This window comes from Saccharopolyspora antimicrobica (assembly GCF_003635025.1).
Lineage (GTDB): Bacteria > Actinomycetota > Actinomycetes > Mycobacteriales > Pseudonocardiaceae > Saccharopolyspora > Saccharopolyspora antimicrobica.
Map to the genome: position 1 here is coordinate 5,336,357 of NZ_RBXX01000002.1, position 19,998 is coordinate 5,356,354.

17 protein-coding genes are annotated in these 19,998 nt (G+C 71.1%); 11 read left to right on the plus strand and 6 right to left on the minus strand.

Going from position 1 to position 19,998, the window contains the following annotated elements; translation table 11 throughout:
* Positions 1-209: 209 nt before the first annotated feature.
* On the minus strand, positions 210-338 hold the full coding sequence (locus tag ATL45_RS40065) for a hypothetical protein (RefSeq protein ID WP_256258473.1): 129 nt from the start codon (positions 336-338) through the stop codon (positions 210-212).
* 358 nt (positions 339-696) lie between these two features.
* Between ATL45_RS40065 and ATL45_RS25605 the strand changes: the two genes are divergently transcribed.
* Complete coding sequence (locus tag ATL45_RS25605; protein WP_093155633.1) at positions 697-906, plus strand: hypothetical protein; 210 nt, start codon at positions 697-699, stop codon at positions 904-906.
* 83 nt (positions 907-989) lie between these two features.
* Positions 990-1,655 carry a peptidylprolyl isomerase gene (locus ATL45_RS25610; protein WP_093155635.1) on the plus strand — a complete coding sequence of 222 codons (666 nt, stop codon included), beginning with the start codon at positions 990-992 and terminating at the stop codon, positions 1,653-1,655.
* A gap of 24 nt (positions 1,656-1,679) precedes the next feature.
* On the opposite strand, the gene ATL45_RS25615 is transcribed toward ATL45_RS25610, so the two are convergent.
* Positions 1,680-3,131: a xylulokinase gene (locus ATL45_RS25615; protein WP_093155636.1), complete on the minus strand. Its 1,452-nt coding sequence runs from the start codon at positions 3,129-3,131 to the stop codon at positions 1,680-1,682.
* 177 nt (positions 3,132-3,308) lie between these two features.
* Here ATL45_RS25615 and ATL45_RS25620 point away from each other — a divergent pair, with 177 nt between their 5' ends.
* The 4 genes from ATL45_RS25620 to ATL45_RS25635 all read left to right on the plus strand — a co-directional run bounded on the left by ATL45_RS25620 (position 3,309) and on the right by ATL45_RS25635 (position 7,249).
* Positions 3,309-5,003: an NB-ARC domain-containing protein gene (locus ATL45_RS25620; protein WP_143121696.1), complete on the plus strand. Its 1,695-nt coding sequence runs from the start codon at positions 3,309-3,311 to the stop codon at positions 5,001-5,003.
* Between the two features lie 55 nt (positions 5,004-5,058).
* Entirely contained in the window at positions 5,059-5,892 is an 834-nt protein-coding gene (locus ATL45_RS25625; protein ID WP_093155727.1) for a class I SAM-dependent methyltransferase, read from the plus strand.
* Between the two features lie 238 nt (positions 5,893-6,130).
* Complete coding sequence (locus tag ATL45_RS25630) at positions 6,131-6,343, plus strand: hypothetical protein (RefSeq protein ID WP_093155639.1); 213 nt, start codon at positions 6,131-6,133, stop codon at positions 6,341-6,343.
* A gap of 138 nt (positions 6,344-6,481) precedes the next feature.
* Positions 6,482-7,249, plus strand: coding sequence for a mechanosensitive ion channel family protein (locus ATL45_RS25635; RefSeq protein WP_246025537.1), 768 nt, complete (start codon positions 6,482-6,484; stop codon positions 7,247-7,249).
* A gap of 180 nt (positions 7,250-7,429) precedes the next feature.
* Here the strand turns inward: ATL45_RS25635 and ATL45_RS25640 are convergent, their stop codons facing one another.
* The 3 genes from ATL45_RS25640 to ATL45_RS25650 all read right to left on the minus strand — a co-directional run bounded on the left by ATL45_RS25640 (position 7,430) and on the right by ATL45_RS25650 (position 12,756).
* Positions 7,430-10,432, minus strand: a complete 3,003-nt coding sequence (locus ATL45_RS25640) for an ATP-binding protein (RefSeq protein ID WP_093155642.1) — start codon at positions 10,430-10,432, stop codon at positions 7,430-7,432.
* A 175-nt stretch (positions 10,433-10,607) separates the two neighbouring features.
* Positions 10,608-11,348, minus strand: coding sequence for an IclR family transcriptional regulator (locus ATL45_RS25645; protein WP_246025538.1), 741 nt, complete (start codon positions 11,346-11,348; stop codon positions 10,608-10,610).
* Positions 11,349-11,418: 70 nt separating this feature from the next.
* A complete protein-coding gene (locus ATL45_RS25650) occupies positions 11,419-12,756 on the minus strand; it encodes an MFS transporter (protein WP_093155645.1) in 1,338 nt (445 codons plus the stop codon).
* Between the two features lie 238 nt (positions 12,757-12,994).
* Between ATL45_RS25650 and ATL45_RS25655 the strand changes: the two genes are divergently transcribed.
* Together ATL45_RS25655 and ATL45_RS25660 are read left to right on the plus strand one after the other, a co-directional pair.
* Positions 12,995-14,161: an acyl-CoA dehydrogenase family protein gene (locus tag ATL45_RS25655; RefSeq protein ID WP_093155647.1), complete on the plus strand. Its 1,167-nt coding sequence runs from the start codon at positions 12,995-12,997 to the stop codon at positions 14,159-14,161.
* Positions 14,162-14,398: 237 nt separating this feature from the next.
* On the plus strand, positions 14,399-15,595 hold the full coding sequence (locus tag ATL45_RS25660) for a CaiB/BaiF CoA transferase family protein (RefSeq protein WP_093155648.1): 1,197 nt from the start codon (positions 14,399-14,401) through the stop codon (positions 15,593-15,595).
* Here ATL45_RS25660 and ATL45_RS25665 read toward each other — a convergent pair.
* Positions 15,592-17,313 carry a right-handed parallel beta-helix repeat-containing protein gene (locus tag ATL45_RS25665; RefSeq protein ID WP_211841285.1) on the minus strand — a complete coding sequence of 574 codons (1,722 nt, stop codon included), beginning with the start codon at positions 17,311-17,313 and terminating at the stop codon, positions 15,592-15,594. The two genes, ATL45_RS25660 and ATL45_RS25665, sit on opposite strands and share 4 nt — an antisense overlap.
* Before the next feature lie 109 nt (positions 17,314-17,422).
* Here ATL45_RS25665 and ATL45_RS25670 point away from each other — a divergent pair, with 109 nt between their 5' ends.
* From ATL45_RS25670 to ATL45_RS25680, 3 genes are all read left to right on the plus strand, one after another.
* The gene (locus tag ATL45_RS25670) at positions 17,423-18,259 is read left to right on the plus strand and encodes a TetR/AcrR family transcriptional regulator (RefSeq protein ID WP_093155651.1); all 837 of its coding nucleotides are present in this window, start codon (positions 17,423-17,425) and stop codon (positions 18,257-18,259) included.
* Between the two features lie 102 nt (positions 18,260-18,361).
* The gene (locus ATL45_RS25675; RefSeq protein ID WP_093155653.1) at positions 18,362-19,252 is read left to right on the plus strand and encodes an ABC transporter ATP-binding protein; all 891 of its coding nucleotides are present in this window, start codon (positions 18,362-18,364) and stop codon (positions 19,250-19,252) included.
* Entirely contained in the window at positions 19,249-19,986 is a 738-nt protein-coding gene (locus ATL45_RS25680; protein WP_093155654.1) for an ABC transporter permease, read from the plus strand. Before ATL45_RS25675 ends, ATL45_RS25680 begins: the two co-directional genes overlap by 4 nt.
* The last annotated feature ends 12 nt before the right edge of the window (positions 19,987-19,998 follow it).

Sequence of the window (19,998 nt, forward strand, 5' to 3'; positions counted from 1 at the left end):
GCTGCCAGGCGGGAGCTGGTCTGGGCGGATCTCGCTCCGTTTTCGCTGTTCAGGGCCCGTGAGTGTTTCGTGTTGCTATAGCGTCACAAAGCACTCACGGGCGACCACCTGCAGAAACGGGGCCGCCGACGGCGAATCGGTGCGATGGCGGCGGTGCCGCGCCGCCCTGCGGGGTGTCGATTCCGTTCGAAACCGGCCAGGGGCGGGTGTCAGTCGTAGCCGCGGATGACGTGGTCTTCGTCGTGCGGTTCTGCGGGCGGTTGCGGGACTTCCGCTTCCGGGGCGGTGTCGTGCGGGGTGGTCGGCGCGGTCGGGCGTTGCGCGGTCTGGAGCGGCACGGGTCTCCTTCGGGCCGGACACGTTCGTTGCGGAGAACGGTACGGCGGGTGACCGCGCGGCGAGTTTGTGCTGAACGACGAAGTTCGGTGCGTGACTTGTGGGGCCGGACAAGCGGAACGCTGCGGTCTCGTGGCGAACGCCCGGCTGCGCGCGAGTCTCGCTCGCCAAGAATATTAACTATCGAACGTTCACTTACGTATGGTTTTTGCAGGTGGAGCCCGTTTACGATGTCGGAGTATCGGCTATCTCCAAGTCACTTGGCTGTTGACGTGGGGAGCTGTTCGCGGTTACGGTTCGGATCTGGCGAGGCCGGTCGGCCTCGCGCACCGGCCCGTTGTTCCGAAGAGGTGGTGGGAGATGGCAGCGCGATCGCAGACCGACGCGGTGGGACCGTCCACGGCCGAGCCGTCGCTGACCTGCGCGATGGCGGCCACCTTCCTGGACGAGATCTACCGGAACCTCGACGAGACCTACGCCTCGCTCGGGCTCGCCCGCTGGAACCAGCCACCGGCGGAAGCCCTCTGGGAGGCCCGCAACCTGCCGCCCGCGGAGACCACCGCCGCCTGAGGCTCCGGATGCGGCCGCGAGTCCCGCGCCGACTCGTCCGTTCGCCGGTGTGGCAGGTCCGTGCGGGTGATTAAGTTCGGCGCATGAAGTTGCGCTGGTTCGCTGGAATCTTCGCGGTCGTGCTGGCCGCCACCCCCGTCGCCGTCGCGCAGGCCGAGTCGCCGCGCCCGCCGCACCGCACGACGTGCGAGTTCATCCCGACGCCGGAGAACCCGGCGGCCCGCGAGGTCGATCCGCCCGGGGAGAAGGCGAAGGCCAAGGGCACGGTGCGGGCCGAGATCGAGACCAACCGCGGTGACGTCCTCGTCGAGCTGGACCGCGCGAACGCGCCGTGCGCGGTGCACAACCTCGTGCACCTGGCGCGCAGCGACTTCTACGACCGGTCCCGCTGCTGGCGGCTGACCGATTCCGAGCGGCTCGGCGTGCTGCAGTGCGGTGACATCTGGTCGGTGGAGAAGGGCGGCCCCGGCTACCGGTTCGCCGACGAGGTGACCGGCGCCGAGACCTACCCGCGCGGCACCATCGCGATGGGCAACCAGGGCCCGGGCACCAACGGCAGCCAGTTCTTCATCGTCCACTCGCACGCCAACATCAAGCCCGCCTACACCGTGCTGGGCCGGGTCCTGCGCGGCATGGACGTCCTGGACGAGATCGTCGCGGGCGGCATCGTCCCGGGCGAGAACGGCGACCCGGGCGACGGCGAACCGGCCCTCCCGGTGGAGATCGAGAACATCAAGATCCGCGGCTGACGCCCGCAGCGGCGCAGCACGCGGTCATGGCGTGCCGCGCCAGGCGGTGAGGTGCGCGTGGATGCCGCGCAGGGCTTCATGAGACTCGCGGTACGCCTCGAACAGCGGGTTCAGGCGGTCGGCGTCGGCAGCAGGGGTGAACACGCGGTCCACCGCGACCGTTGCCGCCGCCGCAGTGGCGATGTCCGGGTAGGTGCCGGTGCCCACGGCTCCCAGCAGTGCCGCGCCGAGGACGGCGCTGTCGTGCACGCGCAGCCGCTCGATCGGACGTTGCAGCACGTCGGCGTGGATCTGCGTCCACAGGTCGCTGCGCGCGCCGCCGCCGGAGAAGGCCAAGGACGGCAACGGGAATCCGCACGCGCGCTCCACCGGATCCAGCACGTGCCGCGCCGACATCGCCACGCCCTGCAGGACCGCCCGGGACAGATCTGCCCGCGTGGTCGCCGAATCGAGGCCGAAGAAGCTCCCGCGCACCTCGGAATCCCACAGCGGTGCGCGCTCGCCCATCAGGTGCGGGGTGAAGATCACACCCGGCTCACCCGCTTCCGCCGAGGCCAGCACCTCCTCGACGCCGAGCCCGGAAACCCCGCACCACCAGCGCAGTGCGTCACCGGCCGCCTGCGTCGGCCCGGCGTGCACGAAGAGCCCGTCCTTCGGCGGGAAGCTCACGACTTCCGGCACCGGCACCGACTCGGCGGACGCGCCCGCCACCACCAGCGACGTTCCGCACGAGACCATGCCGCGCCCCGGCTCGGTGGTGCGGGTGCCGAACACCGCGCTGTAGGCGTCCATCGTGCCCACGACGACCTCGGCGCCGAGCTCGGTCGCGGGACCCAGGACGAGTTCGGGGGCGGCGATCTCGGGCAGCTTGCCCAGCAGGCCGTCGACCAGCTCGACCGCTTCGCGGAGGTAGCCGGTCGGGCCGGCGACGCGGACGGCGGAGAGCTGGTCGGTGGCGATCCGACCGGTGAGCTTGGCGATGACGAAGTCCTTGGGGCTCAGCACCCACCGCGTCCGCGCCCACAGCTCGGGTTCGGTGCGGGCGAACCACTCCGCGCGGGAACCGACGAAGGAGGCGTCCAGCACGATCGGGCCGCCCCAGATGCGCTTCTTGTCCGCCGCGGTCAGCCGGTCGTCGAGCTCCCGGGCGACTTCGGCGCAGCGCTGGTCCTGCCAGATGATCGCCGGGGCCAGCGGGCGCAGCTGGTCGTCGGCGAAGACGTGGGTGTTGACCTGGCTGACCACGCCGATCGAGCGGACCGCGTTCGCGTCCAGCCCGGCGAGGACGGCCCGGATGCCCTCCGCGCAGCCCCGCCACCAGTCCATCGGGTCCTGCTCGGCCCAGCCCGGCCGCGGGCGGTGGATCGGGTACGCCTCGGTGTGCGCGGCGACGAGGGTGCCGTCCAGTTCGAAGGCGGCCACCTTCACAGCGGTGGTGCCCACATCGATGCCCAACATCAGTGCTGGTCGTGCCATGCACAAACATCTACCACGCCCGCTGAGCGACCTTCCGGCGTCGCGTCTCTCCAAGCCGTCGTGGTCATACATCAGGAGGAGCACCCGCAGTCCAGGGAACCTCTGAGGTTCCGCCACCGGCACCGCTGAGCAGGACGAGTATGGAAGCACTTTCGTCTAGGATCGTTCGAAAAAGGCGTGCCCGGAGATGGGGGCGGCATGGTCGAGGAATCCGGGACCCGCAACGAGCAGAGCGGTACCGTCAACGGTCCGGTGGCGCAGGTCGGCGCGGTCCACGGAGGCATCCACTTCAACACGTCGGCAGGGGAGCGGTTGGCGCCGGGGCAACTGCCGCCGGACATCGCTTCTTTCGCCGGGCAGGCCGACGAACTCGCGGCGCTGCACGCCATGGTGGGCGACTCCGCTCGGGTGGCGGTGATCTCGGGAGCGCCCGGCGTCGGCAAGACGGCCTTGGCCGTGCACTGGGCGAACCAGGTCGCGCAGCACTTCCCGGACGGCCAGCTGTACGTGAACCTGCGCGGGTCGGACGCCGGGGACTGGCCGGTGAGCCCGACCGAGGTGCTGCGGAGCTTCCTGGAAGCGATGGGCGAAACGCGGATTCCCGCCGACGTGGCCGGGCGGTACCGCACGCTGCTGGCCAAGAAGCGGGTGCTGGTGGTGCTCGACGACGTCCGCGATCTGGCGCAGGTCCGCCCGCTGCTGCCCGGAGGCACCACCGCGTTCGTCGTGGTGACCAGCCGGAACCAGTTGACCGGTCTGATCGCCGAAGGTGCTCGGTCGCTCCCGCTGGACGCGCTCGGCGCAGCGGAGTCTCGCGAACTGCTCGCACGCGCTCTCGGTGAAGAGCAGCTGTCCGGTGAACCGCAAGCGGTGAACGAGGTGATCGCGCTGTGCGCGGGATCGCCGCAGGCGTTGAGCATCGTTGCCGCGCACGCCGCCAGCACTCCGCTCGCCGTGCTGGCGCGGGAACTCGGTGAGGTCCTCGCCCCGCCGGGCGTCGGGAGTTGGTCCGAGCGGATGGCGTCGGTGCTCGACTGGTCCGCGCGGCGGTCGGCAACGCCACCGGGCTGGAAGGACCGCGTCGCCGGGCTCAGCTGGTTGCGCAACCAGAACGCCCTGTACGCGGCGGCCGCCGCTGCCGCGGTCGCCACCGTGATCACCTACACCGACGTGATCGCCGCATCGAGCTTCTTCGGGCTCGGCTACCTGCTGATCCGGTTCGGCCTGCTGGTGGTGGGTCTGGTGTGGCTGGAGCGCGACGGCGCGCGCGGGGCGACCGGTGCGGGCCTGAGCGTCGGAACCGCGGTCTTCTTCGTGGTGGACTCGCTGACCTCGCTGCACGGGGCAGCGACGGTCTGGGCGTGGTTGTACTTCTTCGCGGTCATCGCCTTCACCGCTGCGCTGGCATCGCGCCTGGCCCCGCTGCGCCGCGTGTTCCGCCGGAGGCGGCTCGTGCGGCCGAGCGGTCGGCCGCTGGCCTACGTCGTGCTGGGCGCGGTGGCGGTGCAGTTCGTGCTGCTGTTCGCCGGACTTCCGCTGGAGTACGGCAGCACGACCGTCATCACCGGGCTGGGTGCGCTGGGCGCACTGCTACCGGTGGTGTCCATCGGCGGCCTGTGCGCTGCGGTGGCGCTGACCGAGGTGAGCGATCAGCAGGAACGGAGCCTCGCCGGGGCGGTCGTCGTGGCCTACCACGGCCCCGAAGTCCTGCTCATCCTGAGCTCTCTGCTGCTCGGCACCCAGTTCACCTACCTCGGTGGCGGTTACTGGGCGACCGACGTGGAATTCGCGGCCTGGACGGTGTTCGCAGTGGCTCAAGCGGTCCTGGCCGCGGCTTCGACGGGTGCGACGCTGGCACTGCTGCGCCGGTGAGCCTCGTGCGCGAGGTGTGTGCGTGCTGTGTGCGCGGGTCGGCAGCCTGCGTGGCATGGAGATCGTGAACGAACACCAGGCAGAGGCGTGGAACGGCTACGAGGGGCAGCACTGGGCGGACAACAGCGACCGCTACGACCGGATGCTCGACGACAGCACCGGGCTCCTGTTCGAGGTGGCCGCGATCGAGCGCGCGCACCGGGTGCTCGACATCGGCTGCGGCGCCGGCAGGACGACCCGGATCGCCGCGCGCCGGGCGGCCCACGTGCTGGGCGTGGACCTGTCCGCTCCGATGCTGGAGCGCGCGCGGGCCGCGGCGGCCGGTGAAGGGCTGGCGAACGTGACCTTCGAGCAGGGCGATGCGCAGGTGCACGCCTTGCCGACCGCGCACTTCGACGTGGCCATCAGCCGGGGCGGGATCATGTACTTCGCCGATCCGGTCGCCGCTTTCGGCAACATCGGCGGCGCGCTCAAGCCCGGCGGCCGCCTGGTCTTCGGCTGCGGGCGTGATGGCGAGAACGTCCTGGACGTGGTCTGGGCGGCGATGGGTGCGCACGTCCCGCTGCCGGATCCGGCCGAGGACACCGCGCCGGGGCCGGTGAACTTCACCGACGGCGACCGGATCCGGGAGGTGCTGGTGGCGGCCGGGTTCCACGACGTGGTGCTGCGGGAGGCCGCCTCGGACTTCGTGCTCGGCAGCGATGCCGACGACGCGGTGGACTTCGTCTTCGGCATGGGCCCGGTCCGGTTCTGGCTGCGCGACGCCGACAGCGGCGCGGTCGGCAAGGCGCGGGAGGCCGTTGCGACCGCGTTGCGACCGTTGGAGGGGCCGGGCGGTGTCAAGGGCAGCGTGCCGGGCTGGGTGGTCTCGGCGGTCTGGCGGCCCTGAGCGGCGGGTCGGGAGCGTTCCGGGGCTCATGGGAACTAGTGGATTCCTATGCGCGGTTGTGTGCGGTGCGGGCCGAACTCACGACGCGCCGTGGCCGACGTCCCGGTACCGCGTATGTGGGCGATGGTGCGCTGGGGTGCGGGAAGAAGACGACCAGCCGCCCGCACTCCGGCACCTACCCGGACGGAACCAAGCGCCGCCAGCGCCACTGTCCACGAACTGCGACGGGTGTGGGAAAGTGGCCGCCGACATGCGCACGATGGTGAACGCGCCTCGCGCGTTCACCATCGTGCGGCTCTCGGATTACCGGTTCGCCGAGGTCATCACCGCCGCCCGCCGTCCTGCTGAAGTCGGTCGGGAGATCACCGAGTGCGAAGGCCTCCAGCAGGCCGCGAACCAGCACCGCGCAGCGAGCGACGAAAGGATCGTTCTCCGAGACACCATGTCGTAAGCGAGGGATCGTGATCTCAATCGCTGCCTCCTTCCCAGCTCAGGCGGTCCCGTTTGGGCGATTCCTAATCGGGGGAGCCTGGGACGGAACCGAGGGAAGGGGGTAGGCATGTCTCTCGCCCAAGCACCGGGAGGAATCGTGGAGACTCTGCTCAGTGGTTTGCAGACTCTCGTCCAATTCATCCCGGTTCTGATCGGCGCGCTGGTGATCCTGCTGATCGGCTACATCGTCGGGAAGCTGTTGCAGAAGGGAGTCGCGAAGCTGCTGCAAAAGTCCGGGGTCGACCGGAGGATGCAGGACACGCAGGTCGGCGGCTGGCTCGAGCGGGGCGGCAGCGGGCTGACGGTCTCCCGGCTGACCGGCCGGGTGGTGTTCTGGCTGGTCTTCATCTTCTCGCTGGTGACCGCGATCGGGGCGCTGGGGATTGCATCCGTGACGACGTTCATGAACCAGGTCCTCGCCTACCTGCCGAACGTGATCGCCGCTATCGCCATCGTCGTGGTCGCCGGTCTCGTGGCGGGGGCGGTCGGCGGACTCGCGCGCCGCACCATGGGGCAGACCCCAACCGGCAGAGTGGTCGCCGCGGCAGGCCCGGCCCTGGTCATGGGCATCGCCGTGTTCATGGTGCTCACGCAACTCGGCATCGCGCCGGAGATCGTGATGATCACCTACACGGGCATGATCGGTGCGCTCGCTCTCGGGCTCGCGCTGGCCTTCGGCCTCGGTGGCCGGGAGATCGCCGCGGAGATGCTTCGCACCGGCTACCGAAAGGCGCAGCGGGATCAGCAGGTCGAAGCCGAAAGGGAACGCACGGCGGCCCCGTCCGGCGACACGGGCTGGAGCACCACCACACCCGCCAGCACCCAAGCCGACAAACCCAAACCAGCGGCAACAACTGACCTTTGATCGCTCGATCCCAGGCCGGTCAACGGCCGGGGTTTCAGAGAAGACGGGCTCTTGACTCGGCGCGACCTCGGCCGGCGACTGGTCGGTCCAGGGCGCGGTGAGGCATGGTCACCGGAACATGTGCGCCGCTCCGACAATCAAAGATGGTGGATAACAGCAGGGCAAACAAACACCCCTTCGTCATGACGCCCCAAATCGCGCACGGCAGTTGATGTTCGCTTCGACGAGAGTGAGTGACTCGGCCCTGCCGAGCGCGCGGCCCCGGGCGTAAGCGGATTCGTCGGTTAGCGCTGCGCGCAGGGATCGCGTGTCGGGGTCGGTGGGGTCCGGGGCGCCGCGGAGGGCTTCGGCGGCGCCGAGGATTTCTGCGGCGTTCGCGCCCTCGTGGTGGCGCAGGCGGGCCACCGCGACGGCGACCGTGGCCACCAGCGGCATGTCCAGCGTCGCCGAAGCCGTGGTGAAGGCTTCGGCGAGCTGAGCGCGCGCCGTCAGCAGGTCGCCTGTTGACACCGACAGGTTGCCGAGCGCGCAGTCGAGCATGGCGCGGAGCGGTTCGTGCTTCGGGATGCCGATCGACCGGTAGAAGTCCGCCGCTGCCGCGAAGTCCCCGTCGTGGCGCGCCAGATCGCCGAGCGCCAGCTGGGCGTGCACCGCGGCGGTCGGGTGGCTTCCGAGCAGCTCGTGCAGTCGTGCTCGTGCCTCGGCCACCGCTCCCTTCCGGTGCAGGACCTGGGCCAGCCAAACTCCTTCCAGCACAGCGGGTTGTGCGGGATCGAGCTCGCGTCGCAGCCGGATCGACTCCACCAGCGCGGCCTCGGCGCGGTCGAGATCGCCGAGCGCCAGTTCCGCGTAGCCGAGCGAGGACAGCGCGGTGGACCGGGCCCAGAGCTCACCGCAGCGGCGGAACGCCTCCGCCGCGCTCACCAGTGCGGGGCGCATCGCGGCCAGCCCGCCGTTGTTGGCGTGGTGGAAGGCGCGGATCAGGTGCGCCATCGCCTGCGTCCACTCGTCCTGGTGCGTCAGCGGTTCCGCGGCTTCCGCGCCGTCGGTGGCCAGTGCCAGCGCAGCGTCCAGCAGCGCACCGACCGGGTGCTCTGGTGCGCGCTGGAGCGCGGTCGGGTCGAAACGGGCGCGGTCGGTGTTGCCGGAGAGCACGGCGTTGAGCAGGTACCAGACCGCGCCGGACGCGGTGCCGACCGCGAAGCGCAACCGCTCGGCGGCTTCGGCGTGCATGCCCCGATACGTCCATAGTGGACCGAGTTGGGCGGCCAGCCGGATCGCCAGGTCCCGGTCCTCGTCGAGGGCGAACCGCAGCGCGTCCAGCAGGTTGGTGTGCTCCGCGCCGATCCGGCGCAGCCAGGCGGGTTGCCGCTCGTCGCGGCTCGACGCTTCCTGCGACTCGGCGAATTCGCACAGGTAGCGGGCGTGCGCGGTCCGGGCGGCGGGCGATTCGCCGGAGTCGGCGAGTCGTTCCAGGCAGTACTCGCGGATCGTCTCCAGCATCCGGTAGCGCTCGCCGACCTGCTGCACCAACGACTTCTCGACCAGCGCTGTCAGCGGTTCGACACCGCACACCGCTTCGGCGGCCTCCAGCGTGAAGCCACCGCTGAACACCGCGAGCCACTGCGCGCAGCGTGCTTCTTCGGCGGTGAGCAGCTCCCAGCTCGCGTCCACCACCGCGCGCAAGGTGCGGTGGCGGGGGAGTGCGGTGCGGCTGCCGCCGGTCAGCAGCCGGAAGCGGTCGCCCAGCCGCGCGGCGAGCTGCTCGACCGTCAGCGTGCGCAGCCGGGCAGCGGCCAGCTCGATGGCCAGCGGCAGCCCGTCCAGCCTGCGGCAGATCTCGGCGACGGCCGCCGAATTGCCCGCGGTGACCGCGAAGTCCCAGCGCGCGGCCCTGGCCCGGTCGGCGAACAGCCGCACCGACGGGCACTCCACGTCGGCCGGGGCGTCGGCGGCGGGCAGGTCGAGCGGCTGGACGGCGAACAGCACCTCGCCGTCGATGCCGAGCGCTTCGCGGCTGGTGGTCAGCACCCGCAGGCGCGGGCAGCGGCCGAGCAGCTCGGCGGCGCAGGCGGCGACCGCCTCCACCAGGTGCTCGCAGTTGTCGAGCGCCAGCAACGTCTCGGTCGTGGTGAGCCCTTCGACGAGCCGGTCCATCGCGGGCCGGGTTCCGCGCAGGCCGAGCGCCTCGACGATCGCAAGCGGAACCGCGGCCGGATCGGTGACCGGTGCGAGCTCCACCAGCCAGGCATCGGTTTCGGCCTCCTCCGCAACCGCGGACGCCAGCCGGGTCTTGCCCGAACCGCCCGCGCCGACCAGCGTCACGAGCCGCGCCCCGGCCAGCTGTTGGCGGATCTGCGCGCATTCCCGCTCCCGCCCGACGAAGCTGGTCACCGCGGCCCGGAGGTTGCTGCTGCGGCGCTTCGCCGGTTCGCCGCGCAGCACCGTCAAGTGCGCCGCCGCCAGTTCGGGGCCGGGCTCGGTGCCCAGTTCCTCGATCACGGTCCGGCGAACGGAATCGAAGTGGCGCAACGCGGCAGCGCTCCGGCCATCGGCGTGCAGCGCGCGCACCAGCAGCGCACTGGCCCGCTCGCGCAGCGGGTGTTGCGCGGTCAGCTCCGCCAGTTCTGCGGCGAGTGCGGCGGGATCCCGGTTCAGCTGGAGCTCGGCGGCCGCCCGGTCCTCGATGGCCGACAACCGCAGCTCGGTCAGGCGGACCGCGGCAGCGACGGCGTACGGCGCGTCTCCTGCGTCGGTCAGCGCTTCGCCCCGCCACAGATCCAGCGCGTCCCGCAACAGCTCGGCGGCCACAGACGGCTCATCCCGGCCGAGAGCGCGGCGCCCTTCCGCCGCCAGCCGCTCGAAGCGCAGCACGTCCACGCCGTCCGGCTCGACGTCCAGCCAGTACCCGGAATCCGCCGACCGCAGCACCGACTTCTCCGGCAGCGCCCGCCTCAGCCGGGTCATGAGCGAGTGCAGCGCGTGCTGCGGATCGTCCAGCTCCTGCTCGGGCCACAGCGCCTCCACCAGCGCGGACACCGGAACCTGCCGCCCGGCGTCCAGCGCGAGCCTGCTCACGACGGCGCGCAACCGCTTCCCGCCGATCCGGACGGCAACCCCGTCCGAGACGACCTCCAGCGGCCCGAGCAACCCCACGCGCAACTGAGCCGGGGTGTCCGCCATCTAGCCCTCCGCCGAAAAGAGACCGGTGCGGCCAACCTACCTCGGCTCCGTTTCCGCAGTTCAGCTCCCGTGAGTACTTTGTGGTGCTATAGCATCACAAAGTACTCACGGGTCGCCACCTGCGGAAACGGTGCCGGGGAAGGCGATTTCGCGCGAAGTTGCCGGGTCGTCGGAGTCAGACGCGGCCGGCGAGGTGTTCGGAGACTTCGTGGGCCGCGGCCTTCGTCGCTTCGGCGATCTCGGTGATCTTGTCCGCCAGGCGGGTGCTCGGGCCCGCCACGGCGATCGCCGCCGCCACCTTGCCCTTCTCGAAGATCGGCGCCCCGACACCGCTGCGGTCCGGGAGGGTTTCGCCGCGGTTGATCGCCACCCCCGCCTCGGCGACCGCTTCGAGCTGGCGGCGGATCTGGTCGCGCTGGTCCGGATCGGGCAGGTGCCCGGCCAGGTAGCCCTCGCGGAACCGCTCGGTGCCGAAGGCGAGGATGCACTTGCCGGAACTGGTCGGGTGCAGCGGGCGGCGGGTGCGCAGCGGGGCGGAGTAGCGGATCGGTTCGGTGGACTCGATGGCATCGGTGTAGACGACCGAGTCGCCGACCAGGGTGGCCAGCATGACGGTTTCGTCGAACTGGCGGTGCAGCCGCTCCATCGCCGGGCGGGCGGCTTCGGCGACGGTCGGCGGCGCGGCGGCCAGCAGCGAGTTGATCGCCGGCCCGATCCGGTACGCGCCGCCCTCCTCGCGCAGGTAGCCGGTCACGACCAGGCCCTTGACCAGGCCGTGCACCGACGAGCGCGGGGCGTCCAGCGCGGCGGCCAGCTCGGCCAGCCGCACTCCGGACCGGTGCGCCGCCGCCAGTTCGAGGATCGTGGTGACCCGCGAGACCGTGCGGTGCGCTTTGGCTGCTCCAGCAGGTGGCACTGCGCTCCCCATCGTCGATGCCCACGGTTTTCGCCGACGAACCTACCGCCGCCGCCGCGCCCGAATCCGGTCAGGTCCGCTCGGCGACCTGCTGCTCGGCACGGGATTCCAGCCGCTTCGCCTGGTCGAAGAGCGCACCCACCCCGATGAACGCCGCCCCGGCGACGAACATCAGCGACACGGCCCAGGTGCCGTGACCGGGAGTGGCGGTGACCAGGGCGAGCGCGGCCAGCGGGGCCAGCCCGCCGGAGAACGCGCCGCCGACCTCGCGGCCGGTGCCCAGCCCGGACGCCCGGGTGCGGGTCGGGAACTGCTGGGAGAGGAACGCGCCCTGCGCGCTGAGCATGGCGGGCACCACGATGCCGGTGGCCAGCACCAGCGCGGCCCAGATCAGCACGCGCTGCCCGGAGTCCAGCATCCAGAAGAACGGGAAGGCCAGTGCGGCGGTGGCCACCGCGCCCACCATCACCACGGTCTTGGAACCCACCCGGTCGCAGAGCCGGCCGGCGATCGGCACCGTGATGATGGCGCAGGCGCTGGCCAGCGTGATGCCGAACGAGCCGACGTTGGCGGGCACGTCGCGGAACTCGGTGAGGTAGGACAGCGAGAAGGTCTTGAACACGTAGCTGACGCCGTTGTAGCCGACGGTGATCGCCAGCACCACGGCCAGCCCGCGCCAGTCCGAGCGGATCAGCGACCGCAGCGGCTGGGACTTCTTGCGGGAGCTGGCCTCGCGCGCCTCGCGCTCGAACTCCGGCGTCTCCGGCATCTGCCTGCGGACCCAGAAACCCAGCGCCACCAGGGCGAAACTGGCCACGAACGGGATGCGCCAGCCCCAGCTGTAGAGGAATTCGTCGTCGAAGCTGGTGAGCACGGTGACGGTGAGGGAGGAGGCGAACAGTCCGATGTTGACGCCCAGCGCGGGCAGCGATCCGAGGCGCCCGCGGGACTTGGCGTCGGCGTGCTCGTAGGCGACCGCGATCGCGCTGCCGAGCTCGGCGCCGGCGCCCAGACCCTGCAGCAGGCGCAGGACGACCAGCAGCAGCGGCGCGAACAGGCCCACCGATTCGTAGGTCGGCAGCAGGCCGATCAGCCCGGAGGAGATGCCCATCAGCAGGAAGGTCACCGACAGGACCATCTTCCGGCCGAACTTGTCGCCGAGCACCCCGAAGACGATGCCGCCGAAGGGGCGGGCGAGGAAGCCGACGGCGAAGGTCGCCATCGCTCCCAGGGTGGCGGTGGTCGGATCGCCGGACGGGAAGAACAGGCGGCCGAAGACCAGCGCGGCCATCGACGCGTAGAGGTAGAAGTCGAACCACTCCAGGGCCGAGCCGATCACCACGGCGGGCCCGACCGCCTTGCGTGAAGCCGGATCTGGGGGTGCCGGGGCAGCGCTGCCAAGCGTCATCGCTCAAGTCCTCTTCGCCGGTGATCGTCGCGCGGCTGCGCGGGGAACCCGCTCGCAGCGGGTAGGAAAGCGTTCATATATGGGAACGCGGTGTCGTAAGTGTGAATGTAAGAAGTGAACGGCGTCACTGTCAAGGCTTCACGGCGGCTTGACAGGGCCGTCCGGCGGGATCAAGGTGTTCATATATCTGAGCTTTAGTTCGTAAATACGAACGCTGCGCCTTCGGGAGGACCACGCCATGCACTTCGAGCTGACCGCGGACCAGACGGCCCTGCGGGCGGGTGCGCGCGAGCTGGCCCGCAGCTTCTCCGACGAGTACTGGGCCGAGTGCGACGCGGCGGGCCGCTTCCCGTGGGAGTTCTACAACGCCTTCGCCGAAGGCGGCTGGCTGGGCATCGCCATCCCGGAGCAGTACGGCGGCGGCGGGCTCGGCATCCTGGAAGCGGCGCTGCTGCTGGAAGAGGTCGCCGCCTCGGGCGCCGGGATGAACGGCTGCAGCACCATGCACCTGACCATCTTCGGGCTCAACACCATCGTCAAGCACGGCAGCGAACAGCTCCGGCAGGAAGTCCTGCCCGCCGCCGCGGACGGATCGCTGCACGTGTGCTTCGGCGTCACCGAACCCGACGCGGGCACCGACACCACCCGGATCTCGACCTTCGCCCAGCGCGTCGACGGCGGTTACCTGGTCAACGGCCGCAAGGTGTGGATCACCAAGGCGGGCGACTCGCAGAAGATGGTGCTCATCGCCCGCACCACCCGGCGCGAGGAGGTCGAGCGCCCCACCGACGGGATGTCGCTGTTCCTGATCGACATCGACCCCGAGCACGTGCGGCTGAGCCCGATCCCGAAGCTGGGCCGCAACGCGGTCTCCTCCTACGAGGTGGTCATCGACGACCTGTTCGTGCCGGAGAGCGCCCGGGTCGGCGAGGAGGGCAAGGGATTCCGGTACCTGCTCGACGGGCTCAACCCGGAGCGGATCCTGCTGGCCCACGAAGCGCTCGGCATCGGCCGCGCCGCGCTGGACCGCGCGGTGCGCTACGCCAAGGAGCGCGTCGTCTTCGACCGGCCGATCGGCCAGAACCAGGGCATCGCCTTCCCGCTTGCGGAGGCGGTCACCCGGCTCGACGCCGCCGAGCTGATGGCCCGCAACGCGGCCTGGCGCTACGACCAGGGCCTGCCCTGCGGGCGCGAGGCGAACATGGCCAAGTGGCTGTGCGCCGACGCCGGGTTCACCACCGCGGACCAGGCGATCCAGACCCACGGCGGCATGGGCTACGCCCGCGAGTACCACGTGGAGCGCTACTTCCGGGAGTCCCGCATCCTCCGCCTCGCCCCGGTGAGCCAGGAGATGGTGATGAACTACGTGGCCACCCACGTCCTCGGCCTCCCCAAGTCGTACTGACCAGGAGCCCGCGCTGTGCGGTCCCGTCGCAATTTCAATGGAAATCGGACGTGCGATTTCAATGGAAGTTGCGGATCGTCGGCGTGTCGCCCCACGACATGCCGACGGTTGTGGACGACTCCCCGCGATTTCAATGGAAATCGGACACCTGATTTCCATTGAAATCGCGGAACCGCGGAGCGCGGAGTCCGCTGAACGTCAACCGGTAGTGGAAGTTCCGAGCGAACAGGACGGTTCATGAACGCATCCGAACCCACCGGCAGCCTGCGGGGCATCCGCGTCCTCGACCTGTCGCGGATCCTGGCAGGCCCGCTGTGCTCGCAGATGCTCGCCGACCACGGCGCCGAGGTGATCAAGGTCGAACCGCCTGCGGGCGACGACACCCGCAGCTGGGGCCCGCCGTTCGTCACCGGGACCATGAGCGCTTACCACACCGGGATCAACCGCAACAAGGCCAACATCTGCCTGGACCTCACCACCGCGGACGGCCAGCGGCTGCTGGGCGAGCTGCTGTCCGATGTGGACGTCGTGGTGGAGAACTTCAAGGCGGGCACGCTGGCGAAGTGGGGCTATCCCGACGAGGTCATCGCCGAGCGCTTCCCCCGGCTGGTGCACTGCCGGATCACCGGGTTCGGCACCGACGGGCCGATGGGCTCCACACCCGGCTACGACGCGATCCTGCAGGCGTACGGCGGATTGCTGAGCATCAACGGCGAGAAGTCCGGGCCACCGCTGCGGGTCGGCGTGCCCATCGTGGACATGGTGACCGGCATCTACGCCTTCTCCGGAGTGCTGCTGGCCCTGCACGAGCGGCACACCTCCGGCCGCGGGCAGCTGGTGGACTGCACCCTGCTGGACACCGCGGTCTCGCTGCTGCACCCGCACTCCGCCGCATGGCTGGCCTCGGGCGTGATCCCGCAGCGCACCGGCTCGGCGCACCCGTCGATCGCCCCGTACGACACCTTCGACGCGGCGGACGGGCCGATCTTCATCAGCGGCGGCAACGACCGCCAGTTCCGCGCGATGGCCGAGGTCCTCGGCCTGCCCGGGCTCGCCGAGGATCCCCGCTTCGCCACCAACGCCGACCGCGTCCGGCACATGGGCGTGCTGCGCGACCTGCTCGCCGCGCCGATCAGCGCCCGGACCAGGCAAGACCTGGCCCAGGCGCTGCTGCGGCGCGGCGTGCCCGCGACGCCGGTGCACGACGTCGGCGAGGCGTTGACCGATCCGCAGGTGCTGCACCGGGAGATGGTGGTGGAGAAGGACGGCTACCGGGGCACCGGAATCCCGGTCAAGCTCGCCCGGACGCCCGGGAACGTCCGCACCGCGCCGCGCGAGCAGGGCGCCGACACCAGGCGGATCCTGGCTTCCCTGGGCTATTCCGAGGACGAGATCACGGCGCTCATCGAAGCCGACATCGCCCGCACCACCTAGCGGATCCGGCCCGCGCGGTCCCGGATGTGCGCGGTCGCGCTACGCAGCCGGTCCTCGTCGGCGATCGTGGTGTTGTCCTCGTAGGTGACGCCGTCGGGGACCGAGTCGCTGCCGAGCGGGTCGGCGTCCCAGAAGTTGTTGCGGTAGCGGACGTTCTCCAGCGGCGGGCTGACGTGGAGGACCGCGGTGCTGTCGGCCCGGACGACCACGTTGTCCTCCACCGTCACCCAGGAAGCGCCGTAGTCGGTGTAGAGGCCGAAGTTGTACGGGGTCCGGGTGTCCTCGATGACGTTGCCGCTGACCGTCGCGCCGCTGTCGTGGGAATCGCCCTGCGGCCCGGACACGTAGACACCGCCGCCGTCGGCCAGCACGCCCATGGTCCTGGTGACGAGGTTGCGCTCGATGCGGGTTCCGCCGGCGGGGCCCGCGACGATCCCGCAGTGCGGCACGTCGGTGACGTGGTTGTGGGCGACGGTGCAGCCGGTCGTGCCCGCGAGCGAGATCCCCGGTGAGCCCGAGTGGTCCAGGCCGATCTGCCGGACCAGGTTGTCCTCGACGAGAACCTGCCGGCTCTCGCTGATCGAGATGCCGGCGCCGCCGAGGGTGTCGAAGTCGCAACCGCGCACGGTGATGTCCGAGCCGCCCGAGGTGCTCAGGCCGCCGGCGCCGAGGCGGGTGAAGCGGCATCCCTCGAACCGGATCCCGGTCGCGTCGTCGAGGACCACGCCGGCGGGGACCGACTTCGTGTCCGACGGCACGGTGACCCACGACTGGCCCTCCACCACGACCACCTCCTCGACGCCGCCGCCGTCGTAGAAGTTGTTGCCGTGGTAGTGCAGGAATCCCCGGTCGCCGCCGGGCCGGAGCCACGTGGCGTCCGCGAACACCAGGCCGCGGAAGGAGATGTCGCGGACGCCCGTCGCGTGCAGCAGCGTTTCCAGGACGGGCGCCACCACGCGGGTGCGCTGCGGGTCCTCATCCGGCCGCGGGAGGTAGTGCAGGACGTGCTGTCCCGGCCGGGAGCGGTCCAGGACGAACGTTCCGGGCTCGGTGAGGAAGGCGAGATCGTTCTCGACCCGGGTCGGCAGGCCGGGGCCGTCCATCACCTCCCCGTCCCAGGCGGAGCGGTAGAGCTCGAGCGCCCAGCCGAAGGCGGGCTGCCGCATGCTGATCGCGGTGGAGTCGCCGTCGGGAGCCACTGCCGCGACGCCGCACCGCGCCTCGGTCCAGGGGTAGACACCGCGGTAGACGAACTCGACCCCGGGCTGCCAGGCCAGCGGCGCGCGGCTGTCGGTGACGTATCCGGTGGGCGTTCTGCGCGCGTCGCCGGGAATTCCGTCGATGCCCGCGCGCTCCGCCCGCCGGCCGTCGGCGTAGAGGTGGCGGGTGTCCAGGTCGCCGACCTCCGCGCGCCAGACGCCGTCGTGCACCTGCCAACCGGAGATCTCCCGGCCGCCGCTGATGACGGCCGCCTCCTGATCGGCGGTGCCGTAACCGGCTGCCTGGAAGGCGATCCGGCGATCTGCCGGGTCGAGGGCGAGGGGTTCGGTCAGGACGTGGGTGCCGGCCCCGAGGTGGACGATGACGTCGCCGGTCGCCTCGCGGGCGGCGCGGCGAGCCCGGTCGATCGTGGCGAAGGGCTCGTCCGGAGTGCCCGGGGCGGAGTCGTCGCCGGCGGGGGAGACGTGGAGTTCGAGCACGATTCTGTGATCCTCCATGTTTATGCCATAAACTCGGATGGAGAGTAAAGCACGTTCCCGGTGCGGAACCGGCGGGGGTCGCCCGGCTGCATCCGGCGGGGCGGGATCCTGGAGGGGGAGGTGGCCGATGGCGCAGGGCGGAGTGGCCGATCCCGATCGCGGGATCGAGCTGTTGTGGCGGGACGGCGGGTCGCGGACCGGGCTGAGCCTGGACCGGATCGTGGGCGCGGCGGTCGAGGTGGCCGATGCCGAAGGGCTGGCCGGGCTGTCGATGCGCAAGGTGGCCGAGCGGCTGGGCTTCACCAGCATGTCGCTGTACCGGCACGTGCCCGGGCGGGACCAGCTCGTGGAGCTGATGCGCGATGCGGTGCTGGCGGAGCTGGGTTCCCCGCCTGCCGAGGGCGGATGGCGCCCGCGCCTGGAAGCGTGCGCGCGCGAGAGCTGGGAGCTGTGCAAGCGGCATCCGTGGCTGGCCGGGACGAGTGGCAGCCGCAGCCTGCCGGGGCCGAACGCGGTGGCGCACTACGAGCGCCTGCTCGGCATCCTCGCCGGTACCGGCCTCGCCCCGTCCGAGGTGATCGCTTCGGTCGATCTGGTCGACCGCTTCGTCAACGCCGAAGCGGTGGCGCTGGCGGAGGTCGCTCGGGTCGAGCGCAGCAGCGGGATGTCCCACGAGGAGTGGTGGGGAGCCCGGGGGTCGCTGTTCGACCGCCTCGACCGCTTCCCGGTGATCACCGCGCTGTGGGAGGCGGGCGGGTACGACGAGCCGCTGGACTCGTTCGAGTTCGGCCTGGCCAGGGTGCTCGACGGCATCGAGCTGCTCGTCCAAAGTCGTGATGAAAAGCGTGATGAAACTTGCCGGATGTGCGGCGGGCCGGTCGAGCAGGCGTCCGCGGGACGTCCGCGCGCGTACTGCTCGCGCGCTTGCCAGCAGCGGGCCTACCGGCAGCGCAAGTCCGGCTGACCTCAGTCCTGCGCGGAGAGTTCGCGCATGACAATTGTCAGCCGCGTCAGGTGGACTCGCTTCACTACTGGGCAGGCCTCCGGCCGAGCACCATCGGTGGGCATGGGATCTGTGCTCGAAGTGCGCGGGGTGCGGCACCGCTACGGTGCGACGCGCGCGTTGGACGATGTCGACCTCACCGTCGGGGCGGGGGAGTGCGTGGCCCTGCTCGGGCCGAACGGGGCGGGCAAGACGACCCTCGTGCAGCTGGTGGTCGGCTTGCTGCACGCGCAGGCCGGAACCGTCCGGGTCGACGGCGGCGATCCGCGGAAGGCCGCGGTGCGCAGGCGGTTGGGCGTGGTGCAGCAGTCGGTCGGGTTCCCGAGCACGCTGAAGGTCGGCGAGCTGGTCACGGGTGCCGCGGTGCGGGGCTTCTTCCCGCGCTCCGCGGCCGGTCCGGTGCTGGCCGAGCTGGGCTTGAGCGATCTGGCGCGGCGGCGCGCGACCAAGCTGTCCGGCGGGCAGCAGCAGCGGTTGCAGCTGGCGATGGCACTGGTGACCGAGCCGGCGCTGCTGGTGCTCGACGAGCCCACCAACGGCCTCGACGTCGCCGCCCGGCGGCGGTTGTGGCAGGTGCTGACCGAACGCCGCGCCCGCGGCGCCGGGGTGCTGGTGACCACGCACCTGATCGAGGAGGCGGCCGCGGTGGCCGACCGGGTGGTGGTGCTGGACCGCGGCCGGGTGCTGGCCGCCGACAGCCCGGCGGCGCTGACCTCCCGGCTGCCCGACCGCACCGTGATCGCGCGGACCGCGCTCGGCCGCGACGAGCTGCGCAGGCTGCCTGGCGCGGTGTCGGTCGTCGCCGACGGCGACCTGGTCCGGCTGCGCACCCGGGAACCGGAAGAACTGCTGCGCGCGTTGCTCGCCGCCGATCCGGCCCTGTCCGGCCTGAGGGTCGAAGGGGCCAGGCTGGAAGAGGCCATGCTCGGCCTGACCGAGGAGGTCGCCGCGTGAACACCAGGATCCTCGCCGTCGAGATCGTCGACGAGCTGCGCGGCATCATCCGCGAACCGGCCGCGCTGCTGTTCTCCATCGTGATGCCGGTGGCATTCTTCGCGCTGTTCGCCTCGCTCTTCGGCGGCGCACAGGGCGGCGCGGTGCCGACGGGCACGATCATGCTGGCCACCTTCGGCACCTTCGGCGTGCTGTCGGTGGTGCTGACCAATCCCGGCATCGGCGTCGCCTCGGACCGCGAACGCGGCTGGCTGCGCGCCAAGCGCGTCTCACCCGTGCCGCTCGGCGTGACGCTGACCGCCAAGGTGGTGGCCGCGCTGCCCTACGCGATCGGCGTGCTGGCGGCGATGACCGTGACGTCCGCGCTGCTGGGCACGCTGCAGATCTCGCCGGGTGCGCTGATCCGGCTCTGGGCCGCGCTGGTGCTCGGCGCGCTGCCGTTCGCGCTGTTCGGGCTGGCGGTCGGGTTCCAGGTGGGGGCCAACGCCACCACCGCCATCCTCAACGCGCTGCTGTTCCCGATGGCGATCGCCTCCGGGCTGTGGATGCCGCTGTCCGCGCTGCCCGACTTCTTCGGCCAGATCGCGCCGTTCCTGCCGACCTACCACCTCGCGCAGCTCGCGCTGGCGCAGCTGGACGGCAGCGCCGCCCTCGGGCACGCGCTGGTGCTGCTCGGCGCGACCGCGGTGACCGGCACGCTGGCCGCGGTGTCGTATCGTCATGCCCGATCATGAGGATTTCCGGGC

What these genes read in the sequence shown, in the direction of transcription:
- ATL45_RS25605 (WP_093155633.1), top strand. Translation starts at nt 697, where the DNA reads ATGGCAGCGCGATCGCAGACCGACGCGGTGGGACCGTCCACGGCCGAG.
- ATL45_RS25610 (WP_093155635.1), top strand. Translation starts at nt 990, where the DNA reads ATGAAGTTGCGCTGGTTCGCTGGAATCTTCGCGGTCGTGCTGGCCGCC.
- ATL45_RS25615 (WP_093155636.1), bottom strand. Translation starts at nt 3,131, where the DNA reads ATGGCACGACCAGCACTGATGTTGGGCATCGATGTGGGCACCACCGCT.
- ATL45_RS25625 (WP_093155727.1), top strand. Translation starts at nt 5,059, where the DNA reads ATGGAGATCGTGAACGAACACCAGGCAGAGGCGTGGAACGGCTACGAG.
- ATL45_RS25640 (WP_093155642.1), bottom strand. Translation starts at nt 10,432, where the DNA reads ATGGCGGACACCCCGGCTCAGTTGCGCGTGGGGTTGCTCGGGCCGCTG.
- ATL45_RS25650 (WP_093155645.1), bottom strand. Translation starts at nt 12,756, where the DNA reads ATGACGCTTGGCAGCGCTGCCCCGGCACCCCCAGATCCGGCTTCACGC.
- ATL45_RS25655 (WP_093155647.1), top strand. Translation starts at nt 12,995, where the DNA reads ATGCACTTCGAGCTGACCGCGGACCAGACGGCCCTGCGGGCGGGTGCG.
- ATL45_RS25660 (WP_093155648.1), top strand. Translation starts at nt 14,399, where the DNA reads ATGAACGCATCCGAACCCACCGGCAGCCTGCGGGGCATCCGCGTCCTC.
- ATL45_RS25665 (WP_211841285.1), bottom strand. Translation starts at nt 17,313, where the DNA reads ATGGAGGATCACAGAATCGTGCTCGAACTCCACGTCTCCCCCGCCGGC.
- ATL45_RS25670 (WP_093155651.1), top strand. Translation starts at nt 17,423, where the DNA reads ATGGCGCAGGGCGGAGTGGCCGATCCCGATCGCGGGATCGAGCTGTTG.
- ATL45_RS25675 (WP_093155653.1), top strand. Translation starts at nt 18,362, where the DNA reads ATGGGATCTGTGCTCGAAGTGCGCGGGGTGCGGCACCGCTACGGTGCG.